General features: G+C 68.3%; 22 protein-coding genes and 1 pseudogene. 14 read left to right on the top strand and 9 right to left on the bottom strand.

Annotated elements, in window-relative coordinates; genetic code table 11:
* Nucleotides 1-115 precede the first annotated feature (115 nt).
* The 7 genes and pseudogenes from ACT53R_RS18310 (at nucleotide 116) to ACT53R_RS18280 (ending at nucleotide 9,587) form a co-directional block, all read left to right on the top strand.
* The gene (locus ACT53R_RS18310; protein WP_476173355.1) at nucleotides 116-970 is read left to right on the top strand and encodes a response regulator; all 855 of its coding nucleotides are present in this window, start codon (nucleotides 116-118) and stop codon (nucleotides 968-970) included.
* 53 nt (nucleotides 971-1,023) lie between these two features.
* Nucleotides 1,024-1,383, top strand: a complete 360-nt coding sequence (locus ACT53R_RS18305) for a response regulator (protein ID WP_476173354.1) — start codon at nucleotides 1,024-1,026, stop codon at nucleotides 1,381-1,383.
* Between the two features lie 8 nt (nucleotides 1,384-1,391).
* Nucleotides 1,392-1,904 (top strand): chemotaxis protein CheW, encoded by a 513-nt coding sequence (locus ACT53R_RS18300; protein ID WP_476173353.1) that lies wholly within the window; start codon nucleotides 1,392-1,394, stop codon nucleotides 1,902-1,904.
* 85 nt (nucleotides 1,905-1,989) lie between these two features.
* Complete coding sequence (locus ACT53R_RS18295) at nucleotides 1,990-4,221, top strand: methyl-accepting chemotaxis protein (protein ID WP_476173352.1); 2,232 nt, start codon at nucleotides 1,990-1,992, stop codon at nucleotides 4,219-4,221.
* 31 nt (nucleotides 4,222-4,252) lie between these two features.
* Nucleotides 4,253-7,852, top strand: a complete 3,600-nt coding sequence (locus ACT53R_RS18290; protein ID WP_476173351.1) for a hybrid sensor histidine kinase/response regulator — start codon at nucleotides 4,253-4,255, stop codon at nucleotides 7,850-7,852.
* A 136-nt stretch (nucleotides 7,853-7,988) separates the two neighbouring features.
* Nucleotides 7,989-9,191, top strand: a complete 1,203-nt coding sequence (gene kbl, locus ACT53R_RS18285) for a glycine C-acetyltransferase (RefSeq protein WP_476173350.1) — start codon at nucleotides 7,989-7,991, stop codon at nucleotides 9,189-9,191.
* Between the two features lie 10 nt (nucleotides 9,192-9,201).
* A pseudogene (locus ACT53R_RS18280) lies at nucleotides 9,202-9,587 on the top strand (HNH endonuclease).
* A 4-nt stretch (nucleotides 9,588-9,591) separates the two neighbouring features.
* On the opposite strand, the gene ACT53R_RS18275 reads toward ACT53R_RS18280, so the two are convergent.
* The 5 genes from ACT53R_RS18275 to ACT53R_RS18255 all read right to left on the bottom strand — a co-directional run bounded on the left by ACT53R_RS18275 (nucleotide 9,592) and on the right by ACT53R_RS18255 (nucleotide 13,168).
* Nucleotides 9,592-9,906 carry a hypothetical protein gene (locus ACT53R_RS18275; RefSeq protein ID WP_476173349.1) on the bottom strand — a complete coding sequence of 105 codons (315 nt, stop codon included), beginning with the start codon at nucleotides 9,904-9,906 and terminating at the stop codon, nucleotides 9,592-9,594.
* 118 nt (nucleotides 9,907-10,024) lie between these two features.
* On the bottom strand, nucleotides 10,025-10,759 hold the full coding sequence (locus ACT53R_RS18270) for a pseudouridine synthase (protein ID WP_476173348.1): 735 nt from the start codon (nucleotides 10,757-10,759) through the stop codon (nucleotides 10,025-10,027).
* Nucleotides 10,756-11,244: a DUF3592 domain-containing protein gene (locus ACT53R_RS18265; RefSeq protein WP_476173347.1), complete on the bottom strand. Its 489-nt coding sequence runs from the start codon at nucleotides 11,242-11,244 to the stop codon at nucleotides 10,756-10,758. Before ACT53R_RS18265 ends, ACT53R_RS18270 begins: the two co-directional genes overlap by 4 nt.
* Nucleotides 11,245-11,320: 76 nt before the next feature.
* A complete protein-coding gene (locus ACT53R_RS18260; protein ID WP_476173346.1) occupies nucleotides 11,321-11,848 on the bottom strand; it encodes a hypothetical protein in 528 nt (175 codons plus the stop codon).
* Between the two features lie 201 nt (nucleotides 11,849-12,049).
* Complete coding sequence (locus ACT53R_RS18255) at nucleotides 12,050-13,168, bottom strand: OmpA family protein (RefSeq protein ID WP_476173345.1); 1,119 nt, start codon at nucleotides 13,166-13,168, stop codon at nucleotides 12,050-12,052.
* A gap of 438 nt (nucleotides 13,169-13,606) precedes the next feature.
* Between ACT53R_RS18255 and ACT53R_RS18250 the strand changes: the two genes are divergently transcribed.
* The 3 genes from ACT53R_RS18250 (at nucleotide 13,607) to ACT53R_RS18240 (ending at nucleotide 17,325) form a co-directional block, all read left to right on the top strand.
* A complete protein-coding gene (locus ACT53R_RS18250) occupies nucleotides 13,607-15,634 on the top strand; it encodes an oxidoreductase (RefSeq protein WP_476173344.1) in 2,028 nt (675 codons plus the stop codon).
* A gap of 445 nt (nucleotides 15,635-16,079) precedes the next feature.
* Nucleotides 16,080-16,553, top strand: coding sequence for a cell wall hydrolase (locus ACT53R_RS18245; RefSeq protein ID WP_476173343.1), 474 nt, complete (start codon nucleotides 16,080-16,082; stop codon nucleotides 16,551-16,553).
* Nucleotides 16,554-16,710: 157 nt separating this feature from the next.
* Nucleotides 16,711-17,325, top strand: coding sequence for a glutathione S-transferase family protein (locus tag ACT53R_RS18240; protein ID WP_476173342.1), 615 nt, complete (start codon nucleotides 16,711-16,713; stop codon nucleotides 17,323-17,325).
* Nucleotides 17,326-17,413: 88 nt separating this feature from the next.
* Here ACT53R_RS18240 and ACT53R_RS18235 read toward each other — a convergent pair whose 3' ends face one another.
* The 4 genes from ACT53R_RS18235 to prpB form a co-directional block, all read right to left on the bottom strand.
* Nucleotides 17,414-17,968, bottom strand: a complete 555-nt coding sequence (locus tag ACT53R_RS18235; protein WP_476173341.1) for a 3'-5' exonuclease family protein — start codon at nucleotides 17,966-17,968, stop codon at nucleotides 17,414-17,416.
* Between the two features lie 22 nt (nucleotides 17,969-17,990).
* Nucleotides 17,991-18,467 (bottom strand): ion channel, encoded by a 477-nt coding sequence (locus ACT53R_RS18230; RefSeq protein WP_476173340.1) that lies wholly within the window; start codon nucleotides 18,465-18,467, stop codon nucleotides 17,991-17,993.
* Nucleotides 18,468-18,651: 184 nt separating this feature from the next.
* Entirely contained in the window at nucleotides 18,652-19,809 is a 1,158-nt protein-coding gene (prpC, locus tag ACT53R_RS18225; protein WP_476173339.1) for a bifunctional 2-methylcitrate synthase/citrate synthase, read from the bottom strand.
* 46 nt (nucleotides 19,810-19,855) lie between these two features.
* A complete protein-coding gene (gene prpB / locus ACT53R_RS18220; protein WP_476173338.1) occupies nucleotides 19,856-20,740 on the bottom strand; it encodes a methylisocitrate lyase in 885 nt (294 codons plus the stop codon).
* Nucleotides 20,741-20,887: 147 nt separating this feature from the next.
* On the opposite strand from prpB, the gene ACT53R_RS18215 reads away from it, so the two are divergent.
* The 4 genes from ACT53R_RS18215 (at nucleotide 20,888) to ACT53R_RS18200 (ending at nucleotide 25,157) form a co-directional block, all read left to right on the top strand.
* Nucleotides 20,888-22,090 carry a citrate synthase family protein gene (locus tag ACT53R_RS18215; protein ID WP_476173337.1) on the top strand — a complete coding sequence of 401 codons (1,203 nt, stop codon included), beginning with the start codon at nucleotides 20,888-20,890 and terminating at the stop codon, nucleotides 22,088-22,090.
* A gap of 167 nt (nucleotides 22,091-22,257) precedes the next feature.
* The gene (locus ACT53R_RS18210) at nucleotides 22,258-22,596 is read left to right on the top strand and encodes a hypothetical protein (protein WP_476173336.1); all 339 of its coding nucleotides are present in this window, start codon (nucleotides 22,258-22,260) and stop codon (nucleotides 22,594-22,596) included.
* Nucleotides 22,597-23,075: 479 nt separating this feature from the next.
* Nucleotides 23,076-24,128, top strand: a complete 1,053-nt coding sequence (locus ACT53R_RS18205) for a hypothetical protein (RefSeq protein WP_476173335.1) — start codon at nucleotides 23,076-23,078, stop codon at nucleotides 24,126-24,128.
* A gap of 786 nt (nucleotides 24,129-24,914) precedes the next feature.
* Entirely contained in the window at nucleotides 24,915-25,157 is a 243-nt protein-coding gene (locus tag ACT53R_RS18200) for a SymE family type I addiction module toxin (protein ID WP_476173334.1), read from the top strand.
* Nucleotides 25,158-25,317 lie beyond the last annotated feature (160 nt).

The raw sequence follows: 25,317 nt of genomic DNA, 5'->3' as shown, positions 1-25,317 counted from the left end.
CGCGAGGTGTCCGGGCTGTCGAACAGGGCCCGTTCATCTTTGGCACCTTCCTTGCTTCCAGTCGACGGGGGATTCGACGCCCGTCACCCGGGCCGTCAAAGGGAAATCTGAAGCCATGACCTACGCCGTCGCGCTCTGTGGACTTACCGCCAGGGATTCCAGGCTGCTGGAGATCGTCGTCAACCGCGCCAGCAGCGGCCGGCACGCCTTCCATGCCGCGGAGGTCGAGAACACGGCCGACCCGCGCGTGGTGATCGTCGATGCCGGCTCGCCGCGCTCGATGGAACTGTACGAAACGCTGCGCCAGCACCATCCGGGCGTGATCTCGGTGACCATCTCCGACCACGGCATGGCCGGCGACACCCGCTACCGGATCCAGCGCAAGTCGCTGCTGCTGCACGTGATGAAGGTGCTGGACGACCTGGCCGACCACGAGTTCGTCGGCAGCAAGGTCCGCGCCCATCCCGCCGCCACCGCCCCGGCCGCGCAACCCGGCGCGGACACCGGCGGCACGGCCGAGGCCGCATTCGTCGCCGGCGGTGCCGGCGAACCCCGGCCGCTGCGCGCACTGGTGGTGGACGACAGCCTCACCGTGCGCGAGCAGATGCGGCAGGCGCTCCAGCGCATCGGCATCGCCAGCGACCTGGCCGACAGCGCGGAAGCCGCGATGCGCCTGCTGGAACACGGCCGCTACGACCTCGCCTTCCTCGACGTGGTCATGCCCGGCACCGACGGCTACGAACTCTGCCGCCGGATCAAGCACAACAGCTACCTGCGCGGCATGCCCGTGCTGATGCTGACCAGCCGCTCCTCGCCGTTCGACCGCGCCCGCGGCGCGCTCTCGGGCTGCGACAGCTACCTGGTGAAGCCGATCACCTGGGAGATCTTCAGCCAGGCCGTCGACAAGGCGCTGCTGAAGCATTTCCGCAACGACCGCGCGCAGATGATCGCCCGCGGCTACCGGCTCTGACGCGCAGCAGCGCGCCTCTCCCCTCCCCTGCTTACTCCACGGACCCCGGACCCATGCCCAAGGCCCTGATCTGCGACGATTCCGCCGCCGAACTCGCGAACCTCCGCACCATCCTCACCGACGCCGGCTGGCATTCGGTCACCGCCTCCAACGGCGCCGAAGCGGTGCAGAAGGCAACGGCCGAGCGACCCGCTCTGATCTTCCTCGACATCATCATGCCGGACATGGACGGCTACGAAGCCTGCCGCCAGTTGCAGGCGAACGCCGAAACCAAGGGCATCCCGGTGGTCTTCGTCTCCAGCAAGAACCAGAAGGCCGACCAGATCTGGGCGAAGATGCAGGGCGCGAAGGCGCTGATCGGCAAACCCTACTCGTCCGACCTCATCCTCGAAACCCTGCGGGCCTACAGCTGACCGCGCCGATGACCGCGCCCGCCGGCCTGGAGCCCTTCGCCCCGGACATCGCCGCGACCGTGCGCGCGGCGCCGAAGATCGCGTTCCGCGCCCACCCCGCGCTGCCCTGGCTGGTGCTGCCCGACGGGCTGCCGATGCAGGTGGTGATCGACGCCGTGCCGGTGCGCGTGCCGAACACGCAGCCGTGGTTCCTCGGCGTGGTGAGCCAGCGCGGCGTGCTGCTGCCGGTGTTCGACCTCGCCGCCTGGGTCGGCCTGCGCCACGATCCGTCGGAACGCACGCAGATCGCGTCGATCGGCAGCGGCAGCAGCGCCTGCGCGATGCGTTGCAGCGGCATGCCGACCCTGTTGTCGCTGGCGAGTGCCGCGCAACCGCCCGCCACGAGCGGCCCGCTCGACGCCTACCTCGATGCCGCTTACGACAGTGCCTCCGGCGCGGCGCGCGGTTTCGACGTCGCCCGCTGGCTGGGCATCGAGGCACCGAAGATCGCGGCTGGCGGCAGCCTCGCGCTGCCGGGCTGACCCTGCCCCGCGACCGCCGCCTCCCGAACCCGCCGACGCCATCCGCCACGCACTTCCCCTTTCGCAACCTTCCGGGCGAATCCCCATGACCGACCAGACGTCTCCTTCCCCCGCCCGCCGCCGGTCCCTGATCGGCCGACTGCGCTTCCCGCAGAAGCTGACGTTGCTGTCGCTGGTGTTCGTGGTGCCGGCAATCGTCGCCATCGCGTTCCTGATCCGCTTCACCCAGGAGCAGATCGACTTCGCCGAGAAGGAAAAGCTGGGCACCGAGGTGATCGCGCCGCTCGGCGACCTCGCGCTGACCGTGCAGCGCCACGGCGGTGCCATGGGGCTGGCGATCGCCACCGGCCAGCCGCGGACGCAGGACCTCACCGCGCTGCGCCAGCGCGCGGGCAACGACATCGCCGAGATCGACCGCTGGATGGCCCGCCACGGCGCCGCCTGGGCGATGGCCGACGACTGGGCCGCGTTCAAGGCCGGCTGGCCCGGGCTGCAGCGGTCCGGTGCCGGCGTCGGCGCCAACGTCGTCGCGGATGCGCACCTGGCCCAGATCCAGCGACTCGCGAAGCTGGTCTCGGAGGCCTCCGACGTCTCCAACATCACCCTGGACCCGGAGATGGCGGCGTACATGATGGGCGACACCGCGGTGAACAACATTCCCGCCGCCGGTGCCAACCACCACCGCGCCCGCGCTGCGGCGCTGGCCGGCCTCGCCACCGCGAACTTCTCGCCCGAAGACCGCACCCGCCTGCAGAACAGCCAGGCGCTGCTGTCCGACGCCGTCGCCCGTTCGCGCTCCGACACCGACAAGGCGATCGCGGCGCAGCCGACGGTGAAACTGTCGGTGGACACCCCGATGCGCAAGGTCGAGGCCGCGCAGGCCGCGTTCTCCGGCGCGCTCGACCAGTTGCTCGCGGCCACGCTGCTCCCGGAGGAACTGCAGGCCCGCAGCAACCAGGTCTATGCCGCAGGCGATGGCGTGATGTCCGCGCTGAACGACCTGCACCTCGCGGTGGTGAAGGAGCTGGACCGCCAGCTCGACATCCGCCTGGACACGCTGAACCGCCAGCGCACGATCGTGGTGGGCAGCTGCATCGTCGCCCTGCTGCTCGCGCTGGTGCTGGCGTTCGCGATCGCGCGCAACCTGATCGGCGACGTCGGCCGCATCTCCGACACGGTAAGCCGGGTGAACCAGGGCGACTACGCCGCGCGCGTGCGCCTGGGCACCGCCGACGAAATCGGCAACCTCGCGAACGCATTCGACACCCTGCTCGACCAGCGCGTGGCCACGCTGCAGTCCAGCCAGCAGGAGAACGAACAGCTCAACAACTCGGTGATCGACATCATGACCTCGGTCGCACAGCTGGCGCAGCGCGACCTGACGGTGCGCGTGCCGGTGTCCGAGGACGTGACCGGCGCGGTGTCGGACGCCATCAACATGATGACCAACGCCACCGCCCGCGCGCTGCGCGAGGTGAACACCATTTCCTCGCAGGTGTCGGACAGCTCGACCCGCGTCAAGGCGCGCGCCGACTCGGTGCTGCGCCTTGCCGACGAAGCCAGCGACCAGGCGAACGCCGCATCGGCGGAACTGGGCAGCACCGCGAACGCGCTGCGCCAGATCGGCGAACAGGCGCAGGACGCCGGCCGCGAAGCCGAGCGCGCGCTGACCACCACCGCCGAGGCGATGACGGTGGTGCGCGCGACGGTCGAGGGCATCACCGCGTCGCGCGACCAGATCCGCGAGACCGAAAAGCGCGTGAAGCGCCTCGCCGAACGTTCGCAGGAAATCTCCTCAGCGGTGACGATCATCGGCCAGATCGCCGAACGCACCTCGGTGCTGGCGCTGAACGCGTCGATGCAGGCGGTCGCCGCCGGTGAAGCCGGCCGCGGTTTCGCGGTGGTGGCCGACGAGGTGAAGCGCCTCGCCGAGAACGCACGCGAAGCGACGCAGCAGATCGCCGGGCTGGTGAGCGCGATCCAGTCCGACACCACCGAAACATTGCAGGCGATGAACGGCACGATCTCGCAGGTCGTGGACATCACCCGCCTCGCCGACCGCGCGGGCACGCAGATGAGCGACACCCGCGCCGCGACCGAAGCGCTGGTGAACTCGGTGCGCACGATCTCGCAGGCGACGCGCGCGCAGGCCGAGACCTCGCAGCGTCTGCTGGCGCGCGCGAACGAACTCATCGACGCCTCGCAGCGCACGCTGGTGGAGATCGAACAGCAGCGCGGCGACACCGACGCGCTGAGCGCCTCGGCGACGGCGCTGGTGCAGACGGTCGGCGAATTCAGGCTGCCGGCCTCGGCCTGATCCGCTCCCACGCCCGAGGACGCCTTCCGCCATGACCTTCCCGTCCGGCAGCGACGCCGCGCCACCCGCGCCCGCGGCCTACCGCGCCCAGCTCGACACGCTGCTGTCGCTGCTGCGCGCGGCGAACGCCATGCCCGGCATGGGCGATGCCGTGCTGCTGGAACCGATGGTGGACGCGCTCCAGCGCGGTGCGGCCGCCCTGCCGCTGCCCGGCGTGGCCGAACTGCTGCGCAGTTGGCAGGCGGCGCTGCGCGACCTCGCCCGCACCGGCGACGCCCCGAACGGCGACGATCTCGTGCGGATGACGCTGTGGTTCACCGGCCTGCAGGAATACCTCGCCGGCCGCCTCGACCACGACGGCTACCGCATGCTGGCGGAACTGCCCGAGGGCATCCGCTGGCTGCCGAAACTCTCGCCCGGCTTCGTCCACGCGATCACCCGCCGGCTGGCGCTGTCGGCACCGCAGCCCGAATCATCGCCCGCGATCGCGACGCCGTCGCCCGCCACCGAACCTGTCGTCGAATCCGCCACGGCCGAATCGATCGCGGCCGAAACCGTGGCCATCGAAACGACCGACATCGATGCGTCGACCGACGACATCGCGTCCGTGCGGATCGATGAGGCCCCGATCGATGCGGAGGCCCCCGCGTTCGCCTTCGACGCGCCGGCCACCGTCGTCGCGACGGAGCCCGATGTCGCGCGACCAATGCCGCCGGCACCGCACGCGGCCGCTGATGCCTTCGCACACGACGACGCGCCGGATGCCGACGACGACGATGCCGCGCCGGCCGCGCTGTGGATCGGTCGCGAGGAACTCGACCTCACCCGCCAGGCGATCGCCGAGCAGGTGCTGCCGCTGGCGCAGGCCTGGGCGGACGCCGTCGACGGCGGCGACGCGACCGCCGCGGCCGGCCACGTCGTCGAACTGACCTACCAGACGCAGCTCATCGCGAACGTGATGGAGCTGATCGGCACGCGCACGCTCGAACGCGGCATGCTCGCCGTGCACGACGGTCTGGAGCGCGGCGATGCCGCGATCGGCCCGGACACCGTGGCGACCTGGTGCAGCGCGCTGCTCGGCGTGCTCGAAGCGCCGGGACGTGAATCCGGAGAACTGCTGGCACTGGTGTCCGAGGGCCTGCCGGGGCTCGACGCCGACTGGGCCGCGGCGCTCGGCGACGAACTCGACCGGGTGACGGTCGGCCTCGATCCGGCCCTGATCGCACAGCGCAAGACCGTCGCGGACTTCGACGACATCGGGCTCGCGCCCGCCGACGACGTGCTGCCCAGCGTGCTCGAAGGCATGTACCGCGAGCTGCCGGGCAACGCCGCGCGCCTCGGCGCCTCGGTGCGCGCACTGGTCGACACGCGCTCGCCGGAACCGATCGACGAGGCGCGCCGGGTCGCGCACACGCTGAAGGGCGACGCCAACACCGTCGGCATCCGCGGACTGGCGAACCTCACGCATGCGCTGGAAGACATCCTGCTGGCGCTGGACAAGCATCCCGAGCGGCTGGACGACGCTTGCGCCGATCTGCTGACCACCGCCAGCGACACGGTCGAGGAGATCGCCGACCACCTGCTCGGCCGCGGTCCGGCGCCGGACCATCTGCTCGACGTCTACCAGCAGGTGCTCGACACCGCCAACGCGCTGGCCGACGACGCGCACGCGCCGGTCGACCGCGCGACGACCGATGCGACCGCAACGGCCGCGGACACGATGACGGCCGCGACACCCGCGGCATCGCCCGTCGCCGCGGCAGCCGAACCCGCGACGGAGACCGCCGCCGGCGGCATGGCCGAGAGCGGCATCCAGAGCCTCAACGTGCCGAGTGCGCTGCTCGACGAATTGCAGCGCCTGTCCGGCGAAAGCCTCGTGACCTCGCGCCAGATCGACCAGCAGTTGGACGGCCTCGGCGCGATCCATCGCGAACAGCGCCAGTCGGTGCGCAGCGCACAGGACCTGATCGCGCGTCTCGACGACCTCGTCGCACTGCGCGGTGCAGCGCTGCAATCCACCGCGCAGAAGGCCGGCGCCGAACTCGATCCGCTGGAGATCGACCAGTACAACGAACTGCACGTGATCTCGCGGCAGTTGCTGGAATCGCACGCGGACAGCGCGGAATTCATGCGCCGCATCGAGCGCATCATGAACGCGCTGGCCGACCTGCGCAGCGGCCAGGAACAGCTCAACCGCGACCTGCAGCGCACCATCCTGCGCACGCGCACGGTACCGTTCGGCCAGATCGCCGCGCGCCTGCAGCGCATCGTGCGCCAGACCGCGAAACAGGTGTTCAAGCCGGTGCGGCTGGACATCGTCGGCGAGGAGATCCCGGTCGACGCCGAACTGCTGGAACGCATCGTCGAACCGCTGGCGCACCTGCTGCGCAACGCCGTCGACCACGGCATCGAACCGCCGGCCGTGCGTACCGCCGCAGGCAAACCCGAGACCGGCGTGCTGACGCTGCGCGTGGGCCTGCAGGGCGACGCCGCGCTGATCGACCTGCAGGACGACGGTGCCGGCCTGGACCTCGTCGCGATCCGCAAACGCGCCATCGAAGCCGGCCTGCTCGAACCCCATCACGCCATCGACGAACGCGCGCTGGCGCGCATGATCCTGCTGCCCGGCTTCTCGACCCGCAGCGAGGCGACCGAAGTGTCCGGCCGCGGCATCGGCATGGACGTGGTGGAACGCCGCATCGCCGCGCTGCGCGGCACGCTGACGCTGTCGACCGAAACCGGGCGCGGCACCCGCGTGCAATTGCGCCTGCCGGTCACGCAGACGCTGGCGAACGTGATCGTCGCCCGCGGCCAGCGCCAGGCCAGTGCGGTGGTCGCGGCGTCGATCGAGCGCGTGGTCAGCTTCGGCGCCGGCGAATGCCGCGAGGTCGACGGCCGCCTCGTCGCACTGGTCGACGGCGAATCGCTGCCGGCGCTGCCGATCGAAGCCTTCTACGGCGAGACCGCCGATCCCGCGCAGTGGGCCAACGGCGGCATCGGCCTGTCCCTGCGCGACACCGACGGCGTCGGCCACGTCGTGCTGGTGCGCGGCATCGACGAAGTCCGCAGCGTGGTGGTGAAGCCGCTCGCGGCCTACCTGCCGCCGATTCCCGCGGTGCGCGGCGTCACCCAGCTCGGCGACGGCGGCCTGGCGCCGGTGATCGACCTCGACGTGCTGCTGCGCGCCACGCGCGAACGCCGCTTCGACATCGCGGCGCTTGCGCACGAGACCGCGCCGGTGCAGCGCGTGGTGGTCGCCGACGACTCGCTCAGCGTACGCCGCGCGCTGGAGCAGCTGATGCAGGACGCCGGCTTCGAGGTCGCCACCGCCCGCGACGGCTTCGAGGCGCTGGCCGCGGTGCAGGCGAAACCCACGCAGGCGCTGCTGATCGACCTCGAAATGCCGCGCATGAACGGTCTGGAAGTCGCGCGCAACCTGCGCAACCACGCCGAGACCCGCGACCTGCCGGTGGTGATGATCACCTCGCGCGCCACCGACAAGCACCGCGCGATGGCCGAAGAGGCCGGCGTGACCCGGCTGCTGGGCAAGCCCTTCGCCGAGGACGCGCTGGTGACGCTGGTGCGCGAACTGATCGCCGCGCAGGCCGACGGCACCGCGACGCAGGCCTGACCCGGCCGCGCGTCGCGACCTCGGGCATTGCAACATCGGGCAGCGCGCAAGCGGTCGCCCGCCGATACGGCCCCGCACGGCGTCGTCGCGGCCCGCCGCGTACACTGTGCGCCCGTTCCCGACGCCGCGCCTCACCATGACCGACGCCGCCCTGACCCGCCGCTACGCCGACGAACTCGACCAGATCCGCGCCCAGGGCCTGTTCAAGTCCGAGCGCATCATCACCAGCCCGCAGTCGGCCGAGATCACGTTGGCCGACGGCCGCACCGTGCTGAACTTCTGCGCGAACAACTACCTCGGCCTCGCCGACCATCCGGACATCATCGCCGCGGCCAAGGACGCGCTGGACAGCCACGGCTTCGGCATGGCGTCGGTGCGCTTCATCTGCGGCACGCAGGACCTGCACAAGCAGCTCGAACAGACCATCGCCGACTTCTTCGGCACCGAGGACACCATCCTCTACGCCGCCTGCTTCGACGCCAACGGCGGCCTGTTCGAGCCGCTGCTGGACGAGCACGACGCGATCATCTCCGACGCGCTGAACCACGCCTCGATCATCGACGGCGTGCGCCTGTGCAAGGCGAAGCGCTACCGCTACGCCAACTGCGACATGGCGGATCTGGAGAAGCAGCTGCAGCAGGCCAAGGCCGACGGTGCGCGCACGATCCTGATCACCTCCGACGGCGTGTTCTCGATGGACGGCTTCATCGCGCCACTGGACGAAATCACCGCACTGGCCGCGAAGTACGGCGCGCTGGTGCACATCGACGAATGCCACGCCACCGGCTTCCTCGGCGCCACCGGCCGCGGCTCGGCGGAAGTGAAGGGCGTGATGGACCGGATCGACATCTTCACCGGCACGCTGGGCAAGGCGATGGGCGGCGCGCTCGGTGGCTTCACCACGGCGCGCAGGGAAGTGATCGAGATGCTGCGCCAACGTTCGCGGCCGTACCTGTTCTCCAACTCGCTGCCGCCGCACGTGGCCGCGGCCGGCATCAAGGCGTTCGAGATGCTGTCCGCCGCCGGCGACCTGCGCGAGCGGCTGACCGACAACACCCGCCATTTCCGCGAGAAGATGACCGCCGCCGGCTTCGACCTCCGCCCGGGCGTGCATCCGATCTGCCCGGTGATGCTGTACGACGCGCCGCTGGCGCAGCGCTTCGCCGAGCGGCTGCTGGAGGAAGGCATCTACGCGATCGGCTTCTTCTTCCCGGTCGTGCAGAAGGGCCAGGCGCGCATCCGCACGCAAATGAGCGCCGCGCACACCCGCGAGCACCTCGACCGCGCGATCGACGCGTTCACCCGCATCGGCCGCGAGCTGGGCGTCATCAAGTCCTGATCCGGCCGCGTTGCGCCCCGCCCTGCGCCGCCTGTTCCTGCGCGCGCTGTCGACCGACGGCGCGGCCACGCTGCACGACGGCGTCTGGGAAACGCGCTGCCTGCACTGCCGGCGCCGACTGCAGGTGCGCGCCGACGGCGAGGCGCTGGGCCACGCGACGCTGGAGCACGTGGTGCCGCAGGCGTGGTTCGGCAAGCGCTCGGCCGCGGCGCTGACCGCGCAGGTCGGCGACGACGCCGACGACGCCCGCAACCTCGCCCTCGCCTGCGCGGCTGCAACCACGGCAAGGGCGTGCGCCACGATGCGCGCGGGTCGTCCGATGCCCGCGCCAGGGAAGTCGTCGCGCAACTGCTGGAGCAGCGGCTCGCGCGCTGGCGCGAACCGCCCGGCGACTAGGACCTCAGCGCCGCTTAGGCGCGCTGCCGCGACGCGCGGGCTGCGCGTCGGCTTCGGTCCTGGCCGCGGGTTTCGCGCGCCCCGTGCGGCTTGCCGGTGCCGGCGCGCCCTTGGCCACGCGGATGCCGCGCGCCTTCATCCAGGCATCGAAATCGTCGGCGGTCATGCGTTGCCCGTGCTGGGTCATCTCGAAACGGTTGGTGCCATGCGAGACCGGTACCGGCGGCGGCGCCGTCTTGATGGCTGCGGGCGAGGAGTGGCCGGCACAGCCGGCAAGCAACAGCGCCGCGGCAGCGGCGGCGGGAAACACAAGGCGCATGGACGGGATTCCTGCAACGTACGATCCGGATTCCCCCGCGGCAGTCTAGGCCGGCCACCATGCGATCTGCATGAATGTGCGAGTGATCCGGCGCACATTTCCGGACATTGCGCCGGCTTCAGCGCCGCAACGCCGCCAGATCGTCGGCATCGAGCCGCCGCCACGCCCCCTTCGCCAGCTCGCCCAGCGCCAGTCCACCGATCGCCACGCGCATCAGCCGCAGGGTCGCGATGTCGAACGCCGCCAGCAGCCGGCGGATCTGCCGGTTGCGGCCTTCGTCGAGCACGATCTCGATCCACGCGTTGCGCTGCCCCGCCTGGAGCAGTGTGACCGACACCGCCGACAGGCGCTCGCCGGCATCGACCGTGCCGGCGCGCAGCGCCTGCAGCAGCGTGTCATCTGGGATGCGGTCGATCTGCACGCGGTAGGTCTTCGTCGGCCCGGTGTCGGGATCGGTGATGCTCGCCGCCCACGCCGGGTCGTTCGAGAACAGCAGCAGGCCTTCGCTGGCCTGGTCGAGGCGACCGACGGGCGCGACCCACGGCAGCGGCGCGCCGTCGAGCACTGCGCCGTCGAAGCAACGATAGACGGTGTCGCGGCCGCGCTCGTCGCGCGCCGTCGTCACCAGACCGCGCGGCTTGTTGAGCATGAGGTACAGCGGCGCGGCAGGCGATGCCGACAGGCCTTCGACGGCGATGTCGTCGTCGAGCAGGGTCGGGGATTCGGGGTCGCGCACCACGCGCCCGTGCACGCGCACGCGTCCGGCGCGCACCCAGTCCGCCGCCTGCGTGCGCGAGCACAGTCCGCGCTTGGACAGCACGCGCGCAAGACCGTGACGCGGGGAGCGGGTCATCGCACGATGAGGCGATCGATCAGCGCGGTGTCGGCGGAGCCGGTCAACCCGACCAGCACCATCAACCCGAGCGTGAAGCCGGTCCAGACCAGCCCGAACACCGCAAGCATCACCGTGGACTTGTTGAGCCCGTGCGCCAGTGCGGCTTCGGCGGGGTTGTCGGGGTTGTAGCGCACGCGGACGTGGTCGCCGCTCATGAGCTTGTCGTAGATCGCCTGGTGCCCCGCCTGCCCGCTGCTGCCGACATAGCCGAAGGCGACGCGATCGCCCTCGTAGCGGCGGCCGGCGACGGCGTAGGCATAACGCACCTTGACCTGCCAGGTGCTGCCGTCGGAGTCACTGTTCTCGACGAGCGATCGCTGCAGCCATTCGCCCTCGACGGAGGGCCACTGCTCGACCTGCGTCGACTTCCACCACGCACGCCCGGCGAAACCCAGCATGGTCAGGCCAATGACGAGGAACAGCGCGAAGAAGAGCGTCGGCACGACAATCGGGATCCGCTTCATGGCATCGGGTCCGCCGGCCAACGCTTTCGCGCAAGGCGGTGGCGTGCGCGGGAATTCAGCGCTTGCGCTTCTTCGGTGGCGGCGCCGGCGGCGGTGCGGGGGGCGGCGGAGGCGGCGTGGCCGGCTTCGGCCCCTGGACGACACGCACGCCGCGCGCCTTCATCCAGGCGTCGAATTCGTCGGCGGTCATCCGCTTGCCGTTCTGGGTCATGTTGAAACGCCAGGCCTGCGGATCGTTGGCGGCCGGCTGGTAGGCGCCCGCCGCACCCGACAGCGGCTGGGTGGCGGCGGCGGTCGCGAGGCATTCGCTGTGCTTGGCGCGCGCCAGCACGAGTTCGACCGTGGTGCCGTCCGCGAACAACTGGGCGAAACCGACGCCACTGCCGACCTGGGCATCCGGCGCAGCCAGTTCACTCGCCAGAGGAAGGGTCTGCAGGGCATTCGCGGGCGCCGGCGGCTGCGGCTGCAACGTGGCGCAATCGACCGAAGCCTGTGCGGCGAAGGACAGGCACAGCACCGACAGCCCGATCAGGCCGCGGGCCGGGATCGCGCGGATCGCGATGGCAGCCGCATGGAAACGCATCAGGAACTCTCCCGCAGGTCGATGCCGGCGAGTGTAGGTCGGCGGCCGGGGCCGGGACAACCCGAGGCCGGCACGGATCGCGCGGAGCGTGACCGTCCACCCCGGAAAGCGCCTGCAAACGAGCACTTCGGATTCCCTCCCGGAAACGACGAAGCCCGGCACGAGGCCGGGCTTCGGGGGTTGCGACGAGCGCGTCCGGAATTACTGGACGTTGAGCTCGGTGCGACGGTTGGTTTCGTTCTTGCACTCCGGCAGCGTCTGCGCGGTCTGGACCAGCGGACGGCTCTCGCCGTAGCCGTTCGGACCCGCCAGGCGACCGGCGTCGATGCCGTTCTTGGTCAGGTAGTCGTACACGGCCTGGGCGCGGCGCTGCGACAGATCCTGGTTGTAGCCGTCGTTGCCGCAGAGGTCGGTGTGACCGGCGACTTCGACGCGGATGTCGGGGTAACGCTTCAGGATTTCGACGGCCTCGTTCAGGATCGAAACCGCATCCGGACGCAGGGTGGCCTTGTCGAAGTTGAAGTTCACGCCCTTCAGGTCGATCGCGATCTTGACCTTGCAGCCGTCGGGACCGATGGTCTCACCGGCCATCGAGTTCGGGCACTTGTCGTTGCAGTCGTTGACGCCATCGCCATCGCTGTCCTTGTCGGCGCAGTTGGCAACCGGCGGCGGCGGCGGCGGCGGAGCGACGACGTCGGAGGTCGGTTCCGGACCCAGCGGGACGATGAAGCCGACCGAGGCGAGCACGTCGCCGAACCAGTCTTCGCCGGCGGCGTTGACGCTGGTGTCGTCGAAATCGGCGCGGTAGGCGAGTTCGGCGCGGACGCCGACTCGGCCCAGGTCACCCTGCAGACCGCCACCGATCTTGGCGGCGAGGTTGCCGTCGGTGCGCTGGCCGGGCGAGTTCGGGTTCGGGAAGTTGTCGAACTCTTCTTCCGAACGCTGGTAGCCGAGGCCGACCAGGACGTACGGGTTCCAGTTGCGGCCTTCGGCGGTGAAGTGGCGACGCAGGTCGACCGACACGCCGTACTGGCTCCAGTTCTGGTTGATGGCGCGCTGGTACGGCGCACGGATGTTGCTCTGGTTCTCGAAGTGCGGGTTCTGGTAGTTGAACTCGCCGTCGAGCGACCACTTGTCGTTGATGAACTTGCCGAAGCCGATGGTGCCGAAGGGCGCGTTGTGGGTGCCGCGGTCGCCATCCTGCAGGTTGAAGCCCGCGGAGGTGGAGAGGTACCAGCGGCTATCGAAATCCTGCGCGGAGGCGGTCTGGGCCACGGCCAGCCCGCTCAGCAGCGCGGCACAGAGGAGTTTCTTGTTCATTGACTCAATGCTCCTTGGAGGAAATTGATGAAGACTCGGTAGATCAATGTGGGACGTGGGCGCCGCGGATGCGGGGCCATATCCTACCGTCCGGCCGCGTCATGGCCTTGTTAACACTAGCATAACAGTTGGGGGAATCCAAGCACAGTTCAGCTTTCCGGGAACACCCCGGGAACCTGCGAATCCGGATCGTTGTCCCATCCCGGCGGCTATGATTCATCTTCACAGCTGAACGGATTCATTCATGCGGAACGCGGCCGGGGCCGTGCGGATCGCCCTGACGCGTTCGGCGACTGCGCTGCCTCTGGCAGGACACCTCGCTCGCGTCCACTGCCGCCATCCCGCCCCCGGCCGCGGCGCCCTCTTGAGGCGCCGCGCGTTTCGCGGCATGGTGCGCGCTTCCATACGTCGACGTATGCCGACCGCAGCCCGGGCCCGATGACCGCCTCGTCCGCTTCCTATCCGCATCTCTTCTCCCCGCTCGACCTCGGCTTCACCACCCTGCGCAACCGGGTGCTGATGGGGTCCATGCATACCGGTCTGGAAGACCGCGCCGGCGATTTCCCGAAGCTCGCGGCCTACTTCGCCGAACGCGCGGCCGGCGGCGTCGGGCTGATCGTCACCGGCGGTTTCTCGCCGAACATGATGGGCTGGCTGGCGCCGTTCGGCAGCAAGCTCAGCTGGCCGTGGGAGGCGCGCAAGCATCGGCAGGTGACCGCGGCGGTGCATGCGCACGGCGCGAAGATCTGCCTCCAGTTGCTGCACGCCGGCCGTTATTCCTATCACCCGCTGCAGGTGGCGCCGTCGCGGATCAAGGCCCCGATCAATCCGTTCACGCCGCGGGCACTGACCGGGTTCGGCGTGGAACGCACGATCTCGGCCTACGCGAGCGCCGCGAAGCTGGCCCGCGACGGCGGCTACGACGGCGTCGAGATCATGGGCTCCGAGGGTTACCTCATCAATCAGTTCCTCAGTGCGCGCACCAACCGCCGCACCGATGCCTGGGGCGGCGACCTGCAGAAGCGCATGCGCTTCGCGACCGAGATCGTGCGCCGCGTGCGCGAGGCCTGCGGCCGCGACTTCATCATCATCTATCGCCTGTCGATGCTGGAACTGGTGCCGGAAGGCTCGGCGTGGGACGAGATCGTGGCGCAGGCCAAGGCGATCGAGGCCGCCGGCGCAACGATCCTCAACACCGGCATCGGCTGGCACGAGGCCCGGGTGCCGACGATCGCCACCTCGGTGCCGCGCGCCGCGTTCGCCGGCGTCACCGCCAAGCTGCGGCCGGAAGTGAAGCTGCCGCTGGTCGCGACCAACCGCATCAACATGCCGGACGTGGCCGAGGGCATCCTCGCCGGCGGCGGCGCGGACCTCGTGTCGATGGCCCGCCCGCTGCTGGCCGACCCGGACTGGGTGAACAAGGCCCGTGCCGGCCGCGCCGACCGCATCAATACGTGCATCGCCTGCAACCAGGCCTGCCTGGACCACGTGTTCTCGCAGAAGAAAGCCAGTTGCCTGGTCAACCCGCGCGCCTGCGCCGAGACCGAACTGGTCTACGCACCGACGACCGCACCGAAGCGGATCGCCGTGGTCGGCGCCGGTCCCGCCGGGCTGGCCTGCGCCACCGTCGCCGCCGAGCGCGGCCACCAGGTGACACTGTTCGATGCCGCCGACGCCATCGGCGGGCAGTTCAACCTCGCCAAGCGCATCCCGGGCAAGGAAGAGTTCCACGAGACCCTGCGCTATTTCGATCGCCGGCTGCAGGACACCGGCGTCGAGGTGCGGCTGTCGACGCCGGTCGACGCCGCGGCGCTGGCCGGCTTCGATGCGGTGGTGGTCGCGACCGGCATCCTGCCGCGCAAGGTGGATTTCCCGGGTGCGGACCATCCGAAGGCGATCAGCTATCTGGACGTGCTGTCCGGCCGCGTGCGTCCGGGCGGGCGCGTGGCGATCGTCGGTGCCGGCGGCATCGGCTTCGACGTCGCCGAATTCCTCGTCCACGACGGCCCGTCGAGCACGCTCGACCGCGATCGCTGGCTGGCCGAATGGGGCGTCGCCACCGATTTCTCGGGCCAGGGCGGCCTGCGCCCGCCGCAGCCGGAGCCGCCGGCGCGTCAGGTCTGGCTGCTGCAGCGCAGCCCGGGCAAGCCGGGCGCGAAGCTGGGCAAGACCACCGGCTGGATCCATCGCGCCACGCTCAAGGCCAAGCAGGTGGCGATGCTGGGCGGGGTCAGCTACCTCGGGCTGGACGACGACGGCTTCCGCATCCGCGTCGACGGGCAAGAACAGGTGTTGCCGGTCGACCACGTGGTGATCTGTGCCGGCCAGGAGCCCCGCCGGGAGCTGTTCGACGCCCTGCAGGCGGCCGGGACCGCGGCCCATCTGATCGGCGGCGCGGACGTCGCGGCCGAACTGGACGCCAAGCGCGCCATCGCCCAGGGCAGCCGACTGGCCGCCACCCTCTGACCGGCCCGGGAAACGGGCTGGACATGCGCAGTTCGGCCCCGACCCGGGGTCCGCAGGCCGGAAGCGGACCGGCGTCCCGGTTCGGTTGGCACGCCTGCACGGCGGCCCCCGCCCCTGCCGCGACAGGGGCTTACGCCACCTTCTGAACAAAAACTCCAATCGAATCAGGCGTTTCCTGTTTTCGCATTCAGCTGGCGTTACGTTTCAGACCCTACCCTACGCCCGCTTTCCCGCCACCGGATGCGGGACCAGCGCGCGATCGCCCGGCGATGTCGCACCCCGAAGGCGGGTCCGACCCCGATGCGATCCACGTTTGGGCTACAAGCGGCCATAGAGCACGCAGCCCTCCCCAGTACGCCATGTCGTCCCGTCGAACGGTTCTTGTCGCGCAGTCCGCTGCCGGCATCCCGCGCCTCGGCCCGAAGCAACGGAGCAAGGAGTTCACATGAAGCTCGCATGGATCCTCTGGATCGCGTCGGTGTTGCCGCCCCAGGCCGCCGATTCTTTGTGTCTCAGTACCACCCTGTATCTCGAAGCGCGCGACCAGCCCGTCATGGGCCAGCGTGCGGTCGCGGAGGTCGCCCTCCGCCGCGAGGACAGCGGGCTGTGGGGCGACTCGATGTGCGAAGTCGTCACCGCCCGCAAGCAGTTCGCCCCGGCCCTGGTTTCGCCGGGCACCGAACTGGGCAATGCCGAAGCCTGGTCCCGGGCGGTCACCATCGCCCTGGAGTCGGAGCGCAACTGGGCGCTGCCGCCCGGCGAGCGCAAGGAGATCGTCCCCGGTGCCAGCCACTTCGCCGCGCTGGGCATCGCCCAGCCGAGCTGGCGCAATGCGTACCAGGTCGCCACCATCGGCGATCACAGCTTCTTCAAGGTCCAGTCGTTGAAGCCGCAGAAAGACCATCCCGGCCGGGGCTGACGCCCCACCGGACCACGCAACTCCGGAACATCTTTCGACGCCGCCTCGTGCGGCGTCGTTTTTTTGCGGGTGTCGTTCTTTCGCCACCCGGCTTGCGCCGTACGCGAGGCGTCGCCATATCGGCGAACCCTTTCGCCATTTCCCCTCGGAGTCCTGCATGAAGCTGTACTACTCGCCCGGCGCCTGCTCGCTGTCCGACCACATCGTCCTGGAATGGATCGGCAAGCCCTACGAGGCCGTGCGCGTCGGCCGCGAAGAACGCAAGTCGCCGGAATTCCTCGCGATCAATCCCGCCGGCGCGGTGCCGGCGCTCGTCGACGGCGACTGGGTGCTGACCCAGAACGCGGCGATCCTGACCTATCTCGCCGAAACCTCGCCCGAAGCCGGGCTGTGCGGCGACGGCTCGGCACGCGGTCGCGCCGAGGTGATCCGCTGGCTCGCGTTCGCGAACTCCGACGTGCACCCGACGTTCAAGCCGATCTTCGGCAGCACCGCGTATCTGGAAGACGCGGCGCTGATCGACAAGAGCAAGGCCGACGCGCGCGCGAAACTGCGCGACCTCTATGCCGCCGCCGATCGCCAGCTCGAAGGCCGTGACTGGATCGCCGACAACCGCCGCAGCATCGCCGACCCGTACCTGTACGTGACGCTGCGCTGGGCGCGCGGCACCGGCGTGGATCTGTCGGGCTTCGACAACCTCGCTCGCTACATGGCCGCGTTCGAGGCCGATCCGGCCGTGCAGCGCGTGCTGAAGGACGAAGGCCTGGCCTGAGTCGTCGCATCCGCATGCGCATCTCGAAGCCGCCTCCGGGCGGCTTCGTCGTTTGCACACAACGAAAAAAGTCGTCGGTGGAAACGCGTCAGCCGCCGCGCAGTTCGCGCAGCATGTTGCAGAACAGCGCGCCCTGCTCGATCGCGTCGTCCAGCGCCACGTGCGTGTGCGGCATCGGGTCGAACCAGCGCTTCGGCATGTTGCGCTTGGTCGCATCGCGATACCCGCCGCCGAGCATCGCCATCGCCAGCGTCTTGATGTCCAGCGCGGAATGGCTGAAGGGGCTCTCGCCGGCGAAGCGGATCAGGTACCAGTGGACGAACATGAAATCGAAGCCCGCCGGATACGCGACGAACACCGGCTTGCCCGGCAGCGCCTTCAGCCAGTCGCGGTAGCGCGGCATCGCGACCTGCGACGGCTCGGCATCGCGACGACAGGCGGCCCACGCCTCCGGCTGCGTCGCCCACCACGCGGCGGTGCGCGGGTCGGGCGCGGCATCGGGCAAGGTGTCGAGGTTCGCCGAGAACGTCGCGATCAGGCGCTTGTCGGCGGTGTACGCCGCGGAGCCGAAGCTGAGCATCGAATGCGGGCCGGGAATCGGGCCGTCGGTCTCGACGTCGGTGCTGACATAGAGTTCGGTCATGGCCCGAGGATAGCGCGCCGGGTCAGTCGTCGCGGCGCCAGTAGCGCGACATTTCCAGGTACGTGAACGACGCCGACCACGTCACCAGCAGGAAGCCGGTCAGCGATTCCATGCCCGACAGCAGCCGCACCGCACCGACCGGTGCAAGGTCGCCCAGGCCCAGCGTCGTGTACATCGTCGCGGACAGATAAATCGCGTCGAACACGTTGTCGAAGCCGTGCTCGCCGTGGACGTAGCCGACGTCCGGCACCTTCAGCAGCGCCCAGAAGGTCAGGCCGTAGCACCAGATCTCGATGATGTGCAGCGCAAGCAGCGCGAAGATGATCTTGAGCATCACCCGGCGATCGCGGGTCGGCGCGCGCCCGGAATAGCGCCTGGCGAGGCCGTGCAGGCCTTCGTAGTGGATCACCACCACCAGCGCGGTGATCGCGAAGGCGGCCACTGCGACGAGCAGGTGCTCGCCCCAGCGTTCGGCGGGAATCAGCCAGGTCGTGTCCATTCGGGAAAGAAGATGCGGCAGTGGCCCCTAGCGTACGCGACGAAGGGGGCTTGCCGGAATCGGCGCGACGGGGCGATCCACCGGAGACTCGTCGCGCGTCGACGATGGTCACGGAACGCGGCCTTGAAACGACACGGGGCGCCCGTAGGCGCCCCGCGGAAGCCGGTGACGGCGGCGGTGCCGGTCAGCCGCGCTTGTCGATCGCCACGTAGTCGCGATCTTCCGGACCGGTGTAGTTCGCGCTCGGGCGGATGATCTTGCCGTCCTCGCGCTGCTCGATCACGTGCGCGCTCCAGCCGGTGGTGCGCGCGATCACGAACAGCGGCGTGAACATCGGCGTCGGGATGCCCATCATGTGATAGGCCGACGCGCTGTACCAGTCGAGGTTCGGGAACATCTTCTTGGTGTCCATCATCAGGTTCTCGATGCGCTCGGACACGTCGAACAGCGTCTGGTTGCCGCCGTCCTGGCACAGCTTGCGGCTGATCTCCTTGATGATCGGGTTGCGCGGATCGCCGATGGTGTACACCGGGTGGCCGAAGCCGATGATGATCTCCTTGCGCTCCATCCGCGCGCGGATGTCGGCCTCGGCCTCGTCGGCCGCGCCATAGCGGCTGATGATGTCCATCGCCACTTCGTTCGCACCGCCGTGCTTCGGGCCGCGCAGCGCGCCGATCGCGCCGGTGATGCACGAATGCAGGTCCGAACCGGTGCCGGCGATCACGCGCGCCGTGAACGTCGAGGCGTTGAACTCGTGCTCGGCGTAGAGGATCAGCGACTTGTCCAGCGACTCGGCGTGCAGCTTCGACGGCGGCTCGCCGTGCAGCAGGTGCAGGAAGTGCGCGGCGACCGAATCGTCATCGGTTTCCAGATCGATGCGGCGGCCGTTGCGGGTGAAGTGCCACCAGTACAGCAGCATCGAACCGAAGCTGGCGATCAGGCGGTCGGCGATGTCGCGCGCCTCGCTGGCCGGATGGCCTTCGCGCTCCGGCAGCACGGTGCCCAGCACCGAGCAGCCGGTGCGCATCACGTCCATCGGGTGCGCGTTGGCCGGCACCAGTTCCAGCGCTTCCTGCACGATCGCCGGCAGGCCGCGCAGGCGCTTGAGCTTGGCCTTGTAGGCCTTCAGCTGCGAGGTGGTCGGCAGCACGCCGTGCACCAGCAGGTGCGCCACTTCCTCGAACGTCGACTTCGTCGCGAGGTCATGGATGTCGTAGCCGCGGTAATGCAGGTCGTTGCCGCTGCGGCCGACGGTGCACAGCGCGGTGTTGCCCGCCGCGGTGCCGCTCAGCGCGACGGACTTCTTGGCTTTCGGAAGCGTTTGGTTGGCGTTGTCGCTCATGGTCGTGTCCTTGTTTGCGTATCGCGGTGTGCGTATCGCGGTCTGCTCATTTTTTCGCGGCGAACAGCGCGTCGAGCTTGCCTTCGAACGCGTGGTAGCCGATGCGGTCGTAGAGTTCCTCGCGCGTCTGCATCGTGTCGACCACGGCCTGCTGATGGCCGTCGCGGCGGATGCTTGCGTACACGTTTTCCGCAGCCTTGTTCATGGCGCGGAACGCGGACAGCGGGAACAGCTGGATGGCGACGCCGGCCGACGCCAGTTCGTCGCGGGTGAACAGCGGGGTCTTGCCGAACTCGGTGATGTTCGCCAGCACCGGCACCTTCACCGCATCGACGAAGCGGCGATACGTCGGCAGGTCGTAGGCGGCCTCGGCGAAGATGCCGTCGGCGCCGGCCTCGACGCAGGCGATGGCGCGCTCGATCGCCGCGTCCACGCCGTCGACGGCGATGGCGTCAGTGCGCGCGATCAGGAAGAAGTCGGGATCGGTCTTCGCGTCGGCGGCGGCCTTCACGCGGTCGACCATCTCGCCGGTGGTCACGATCTCCTTGCCGGGACGATGGCCGCAGCGCTTGGCGCCGACCTGGTCCTCGATGTGGCAGGCGGCGGCGCCGGCCTTGATCAGCGACTTCACCGTGCGCTCGATGTTGAAGGCGCTGGGCCCGAAGCCGGTGTCGATGTCGACCAGCAGCGGCAGGTCGCAGACGTCGGTGATGCGGCGGGTGTCGATCAGCACGTCTTCGAGCGTGTTGATGCCGAGGTCCGGCAGGCCCAGCGAGCCGGCGGCGACGCCGCCGCCCGACAGGTAGATCGCGCGGTAGCCGGCGCGCTTGGCGAGCAGGGCGTGGTTGGCGTTGATCGCGCCGATGACCTGCAGCGGGGATTCTTCGGCGAGGGCGGCGCGGAACCTTGCGCCTGCGGACGGATGGCTCATGGGAACTCCTCGTGTCGACGGGCCCGGGGCGGCGCCCCGGGCCGCAGGCATCGTCGCGCGGAAGTCGGCGGCGGCACCTGTCGGGGCGCAAATCTGGCAGCATCCCGAGGGTTGATCAATCTTGATCGGACGAATCAATCTGTCGCCATGCCCGACCTGCTCACCGCCCGCGAAACCTGCCGCCTGCTCGGCATCAGCCAGGCCACGCTGTATGCGTATGTCAGCCGCGGCCTGCTGGAATCCCGGCCCGGCCCCGACCATCGCACGCGGCTGTATCCGCGGCTGGACGTCGAGCGCCTGGCGCAGCGCAAGCAGGTCGGTCGCAGCGCCGCCGCCGCCGCCGCGCACAGCCTCGATCGCGGCCTGCCGGTGCTGGAGACGCGGATCTCGCTGATCCGCCCCGACGGCCCGTACTACCGCGGCCGCTCCGCGATCACCATGATCCGCGATGGCGCGACGCTGGAAGACACCGCCCGCCAGCTCTGGGACTGCGGCGAGCACGACCCGTTCGCCGCGCTGGAAGGCGGCGACTGGCCGGCGCACGTCGCGGCCATCGCCGAAGCCGACACGCTGCCGCCGCTGGAACGCGCGATGGCCGCGATCCCGCTGCTGGCGATCGGCGCCCGCGGCGCGCTGAATTCCACGCCGCGCGCCCGCCACGAGATCGCCGCCGCCCTGCTCCGCCAGAACGCCGCGCTGCTGGTCGGCCGCCCGCCGCCGGCCGGCCCGGTGCACGCGCTGCTCGCCGACGTGTGGAAACCCGGCGACGCCGGTTTCGCCGACCTCGTCCGCGCCGCGCTGGTGCTGTGCGCCGACCACGAACTCAACGTCTCCGCCTTCGCCGCGCGCGTGGTCGCCTCCACCGGCGCGCACCTGCACGCGACCGTCTGCGCCGGCCTGGCCGCGCTCTCGGGCCCGCGCCACGGCGGCGCCACCGCCCGCGCCTACGCGCTCATCGCCGACGCCCGCGACGCCGCCTCGCCGCGCGACTTCATCGAAACCCGCCTGCAGCGCGGCGACGACCTCCCCGGCTTCGGCCACGCCCTGTATCCCCACGGCGACCCCCGCGCCGCCGAACTCCTCGCCCGCCTCCGCACCCAGCACGCCGGCGCCCCCGCGATGCGCGAACTCGATGCACTCGTCGCCGCCACCGAAGACGTCAGCGGCCAGCACCCCAACATCGACTTCCTCCTCGCCGCGATCTGCCACGCGAATGCCTTGCCCGCGACGCCTGCGCTGGTGATGTTCGCCGCGGGACGACTCGCGGGATGGCTCGCGCATGCGCTGGAGCAGCAGGCGGAGGGGAAGCTGATAAGGCCGCGGGCGAGGTATACGGGGGTGGAGCCTTGATTGCCTACATCAGGCAGACCTGTCGTTTCTGACAGGTGGCCTCGATGACGTCGGACCGGTTAGAACGATAGACAAAGCGCCGTCATCAATGCCGCCCCGCCATGGCTGGGCGCATCGAGGGGAACCGACGCGCTGCAAGGGCCACCATCCAGGATCAGGGGGATCCGATGTTCGGTTTTTTGACGCTTTGCCTGAAGCTCGCCATCTACGCGGGCGCACTCACGACCGTCGTCGCCAGCGCACTGTTCGGCCCGGAGATCACGACGGAACTGGGCTTCCCGGGCACATCGCCGCCCATCGCCTATAGCATCGGGGGCGTGATCGGCATTTTCTCCGCCGCGATCCTCTTCGGCATCCCGATCGTGCTGCTCAGCATCAACGCCAATCTCGAACGGGCCGTGGTGGTGTTGAAGACGATGCAGCCAGCGCGAAAGGAATCGGGGCTCGTCGAATCCCTGACGCCGATACTTGTCGATCATGCGTTGGGCGCGTTGGAGTCGGATTAGGAATCCATGAGTCCAGTCTTCCGCCATCGAAAGCGTCAGCAATCATCGCCCCGGCATCGACCGTCCAGTAGCCGCCATCTGCCATGCCAACGCCCTGCCTGCGCCACCGGCGCTGGTGATGTTTGCGGCGGTCAGGCTGGCCGGCTGGTTCACGCACGAGGCTGGAGAAACAGGCGGAGTGGAAGCTGATCCGACCGCGGGCAAGGTATACGAGTTGCCGCCAACGCCGTCATGATGGAAACCCATGAAAGCACAGATATATCGAGACATCCGCGCGGCGACATTTGATTCAGGGGTGAGGGCGCCCTCTAACACCGCCAATACGAACCACTAAACGCACAGACAGCCCCCACTCAACGCCTTGTTTTCTATGGAATCCCTTCGATTGACGACCACAAAATGCCGTCTCAGCCTCCGCGCCACACCCCACCTCGGGGTCTACGCCTAGTTTATCCACCCAAACCGCTTCCATAGCCACCATGACCGAAGAACCAAGAATTCACAAAAAAAGAATACGCGACGATGTCTACTTCCGTGCGGCATCTTCGGAGTATGAACTTGAAGCCGCGAAGGAACTCCGTCGTGAAATGCGAAGAAGGCAGTTCATGGTCATGACCAACTATGCAATGATCATGACCGCTACGCTTGCCGGACTCTTCTACTTCCGGGAGTACATGGGGGATCGGTTTGGAGTTCGAATTTCTGATCTTCTAGCTCCTTTGGTGATCTTGGTCAGCGTCTTCGGCTTCCTCGCATTCCGCTATCTTGAACCATCAAACAATGAGCCGCCTCAGGGTCTTCGCGACCCCGACCTACGTCGCCTTCGATATGAGATTGAGCGTCGCTTTGAGGTTATAAAACGCGAGCTATCAACCTCACGCTCTTCGACTGAACTCTCCGAAACGGACAAGAAGTCAATTCGCGATCAATTGACAGCTCGTTTTGAATCAGACGCTCTAGCCGATTATCTGAATGCTCTAAAAGAGTCAGTCGGCCGCCAGATGAAGGCACAATCACTGGAGGATCACTTTCAATTAACACGATCACGTCTTTCCCAAGAAAAAAAAGACCTCGCCAAGCGCGGAAATTTCAATTTAATTATCGGAGCATTTGTGGCGTTATCCGGCCTGGGGGCTCTAAGTTACACGGTTGCAAACACTCCAATTGCCACTGAGCCCACGGCACTGATTGCCTACTACATCCCTCGGACAACACTGGTCGCTCTCATCGAAGTGTTCGCATATTTTTTTCTGAGCCTTTATCGTTCAAGCCTAACCGAGATCAAGTACTTTCAGAATGAACTGACAAACATCGAAAGCAAACATCTTGCATGGGAACTTTCACTAAAAACAGATGATGACGCAGTGAAAGTTAAGGTCATCGAGCAACTCGCCGCGACAGAGCGAAACCTCATCATTCGTGATGAGACGTTGCTGAAAGCAACCCCAGCGGATGCTCCTACTCTGAAAGAGGTATGGGATCTGTATCGAAAGATCAAGAGCGAATTGCCGAAAGAAGCCAAAGGTGGCTAGCTCCGCTCAAAGCGACGCCCGAGAAGCTGCACTTCTCGCCCCCTCCGGCCGCCCCTGAACTAAGGCTGTAAGGCGCATATGTAGGGTGCATATAAGAGAAGCGTCATGCACCTTCTTGATGTCGTCAGCTCTTTATGAGGAAGGATGGCGCATGACGCCTTTGGCTTATGCGCCCGACGAGACTATCGACACGACAATCCATATATTCCGATAAAGCAGCTCCAGACACCCACATTGCGCCGAGAACAAAAAAACGCTACGGCATCGGAGGATTAATCCTGATCGGTAATATTTTAAAGATGTACGACGTAAAAGCCGTAAGGCGCATACGTAGGGTGCATAAGCAAAGCGTCATGCACCTTCTTGATGTCGCCAGATCTTCGTGAGGAAGGATGGCGCATGACGCCTTCGGCTTATGCGCCCCACGAGATTACGCAATCCTTTCTGCCGTGAATGCAGTGGCTCATGTGCCTGCTGCAGAAGCCACAAGACGCATGCACGAGGCACGCAAGAGAACGCCGTCCGCGTGCCCGCTCCGATTGACCGCCTCCGCATCCGCCGCTAGATTGACCGCAGGTGCCGAACACACCTGCTACCAGCGGCCGAAACCGCGTCCGACAACTTGCGGTTTTTTTGCGCCCATCGATTTTGCATCCATGGTCGGGTAGCGCGCAGCCATACAACACCCGAAAGGGGAAATCTGCGGGCCGCCTGGTAGCGGTGTTCGAGTACCCGACCGCCCTCCTGAACAGAGGGCTTCCTCGAACGACTACCAGAGAACCCGCCATGCCCATCCGCAAGCGCATCCCCGCTCGCCCCCGCCGTCTCACCGTCGGCTACCACTACTACGACCAGCGCCTCGACGGCGAACGCATCCGTCCCCGCACCGTGCCCGTCCTCCGGTTCGGCGGCGACTGGCTGCAACAGGCCGGGTTCGCCATCGGCCAGCCGGTGCAGGTCCGCGTGACCGACCGCCGGATCGTCATCGTGCCCGCGCCGGTGCTCCCGGCAGGGCGCCCCGGCGCCTGAGCAGCGCGGGCGAAGGCCGTCGCTTCGGGCGGCGGCCTTCGTCCTTCCGGCCGGGTGCGCGCCCCGTTTTCCGGCAGGCGCCACGAGGGTGTCAGGAATTTTGTGTGTCGGGGCATACCATGACCCAGAGGAGGTCGTATGCCACGCAAGAAGAGACCCG

The sequence above is a fragment of the Lysobacter sp. DMC104 genome (assembly GCF_056313665.1).
The sequence above is the reverse complement of the archived record's forward strand: the minus strand, read 5'-3'. Positions and strand labels throughout refer to the sequence as shown.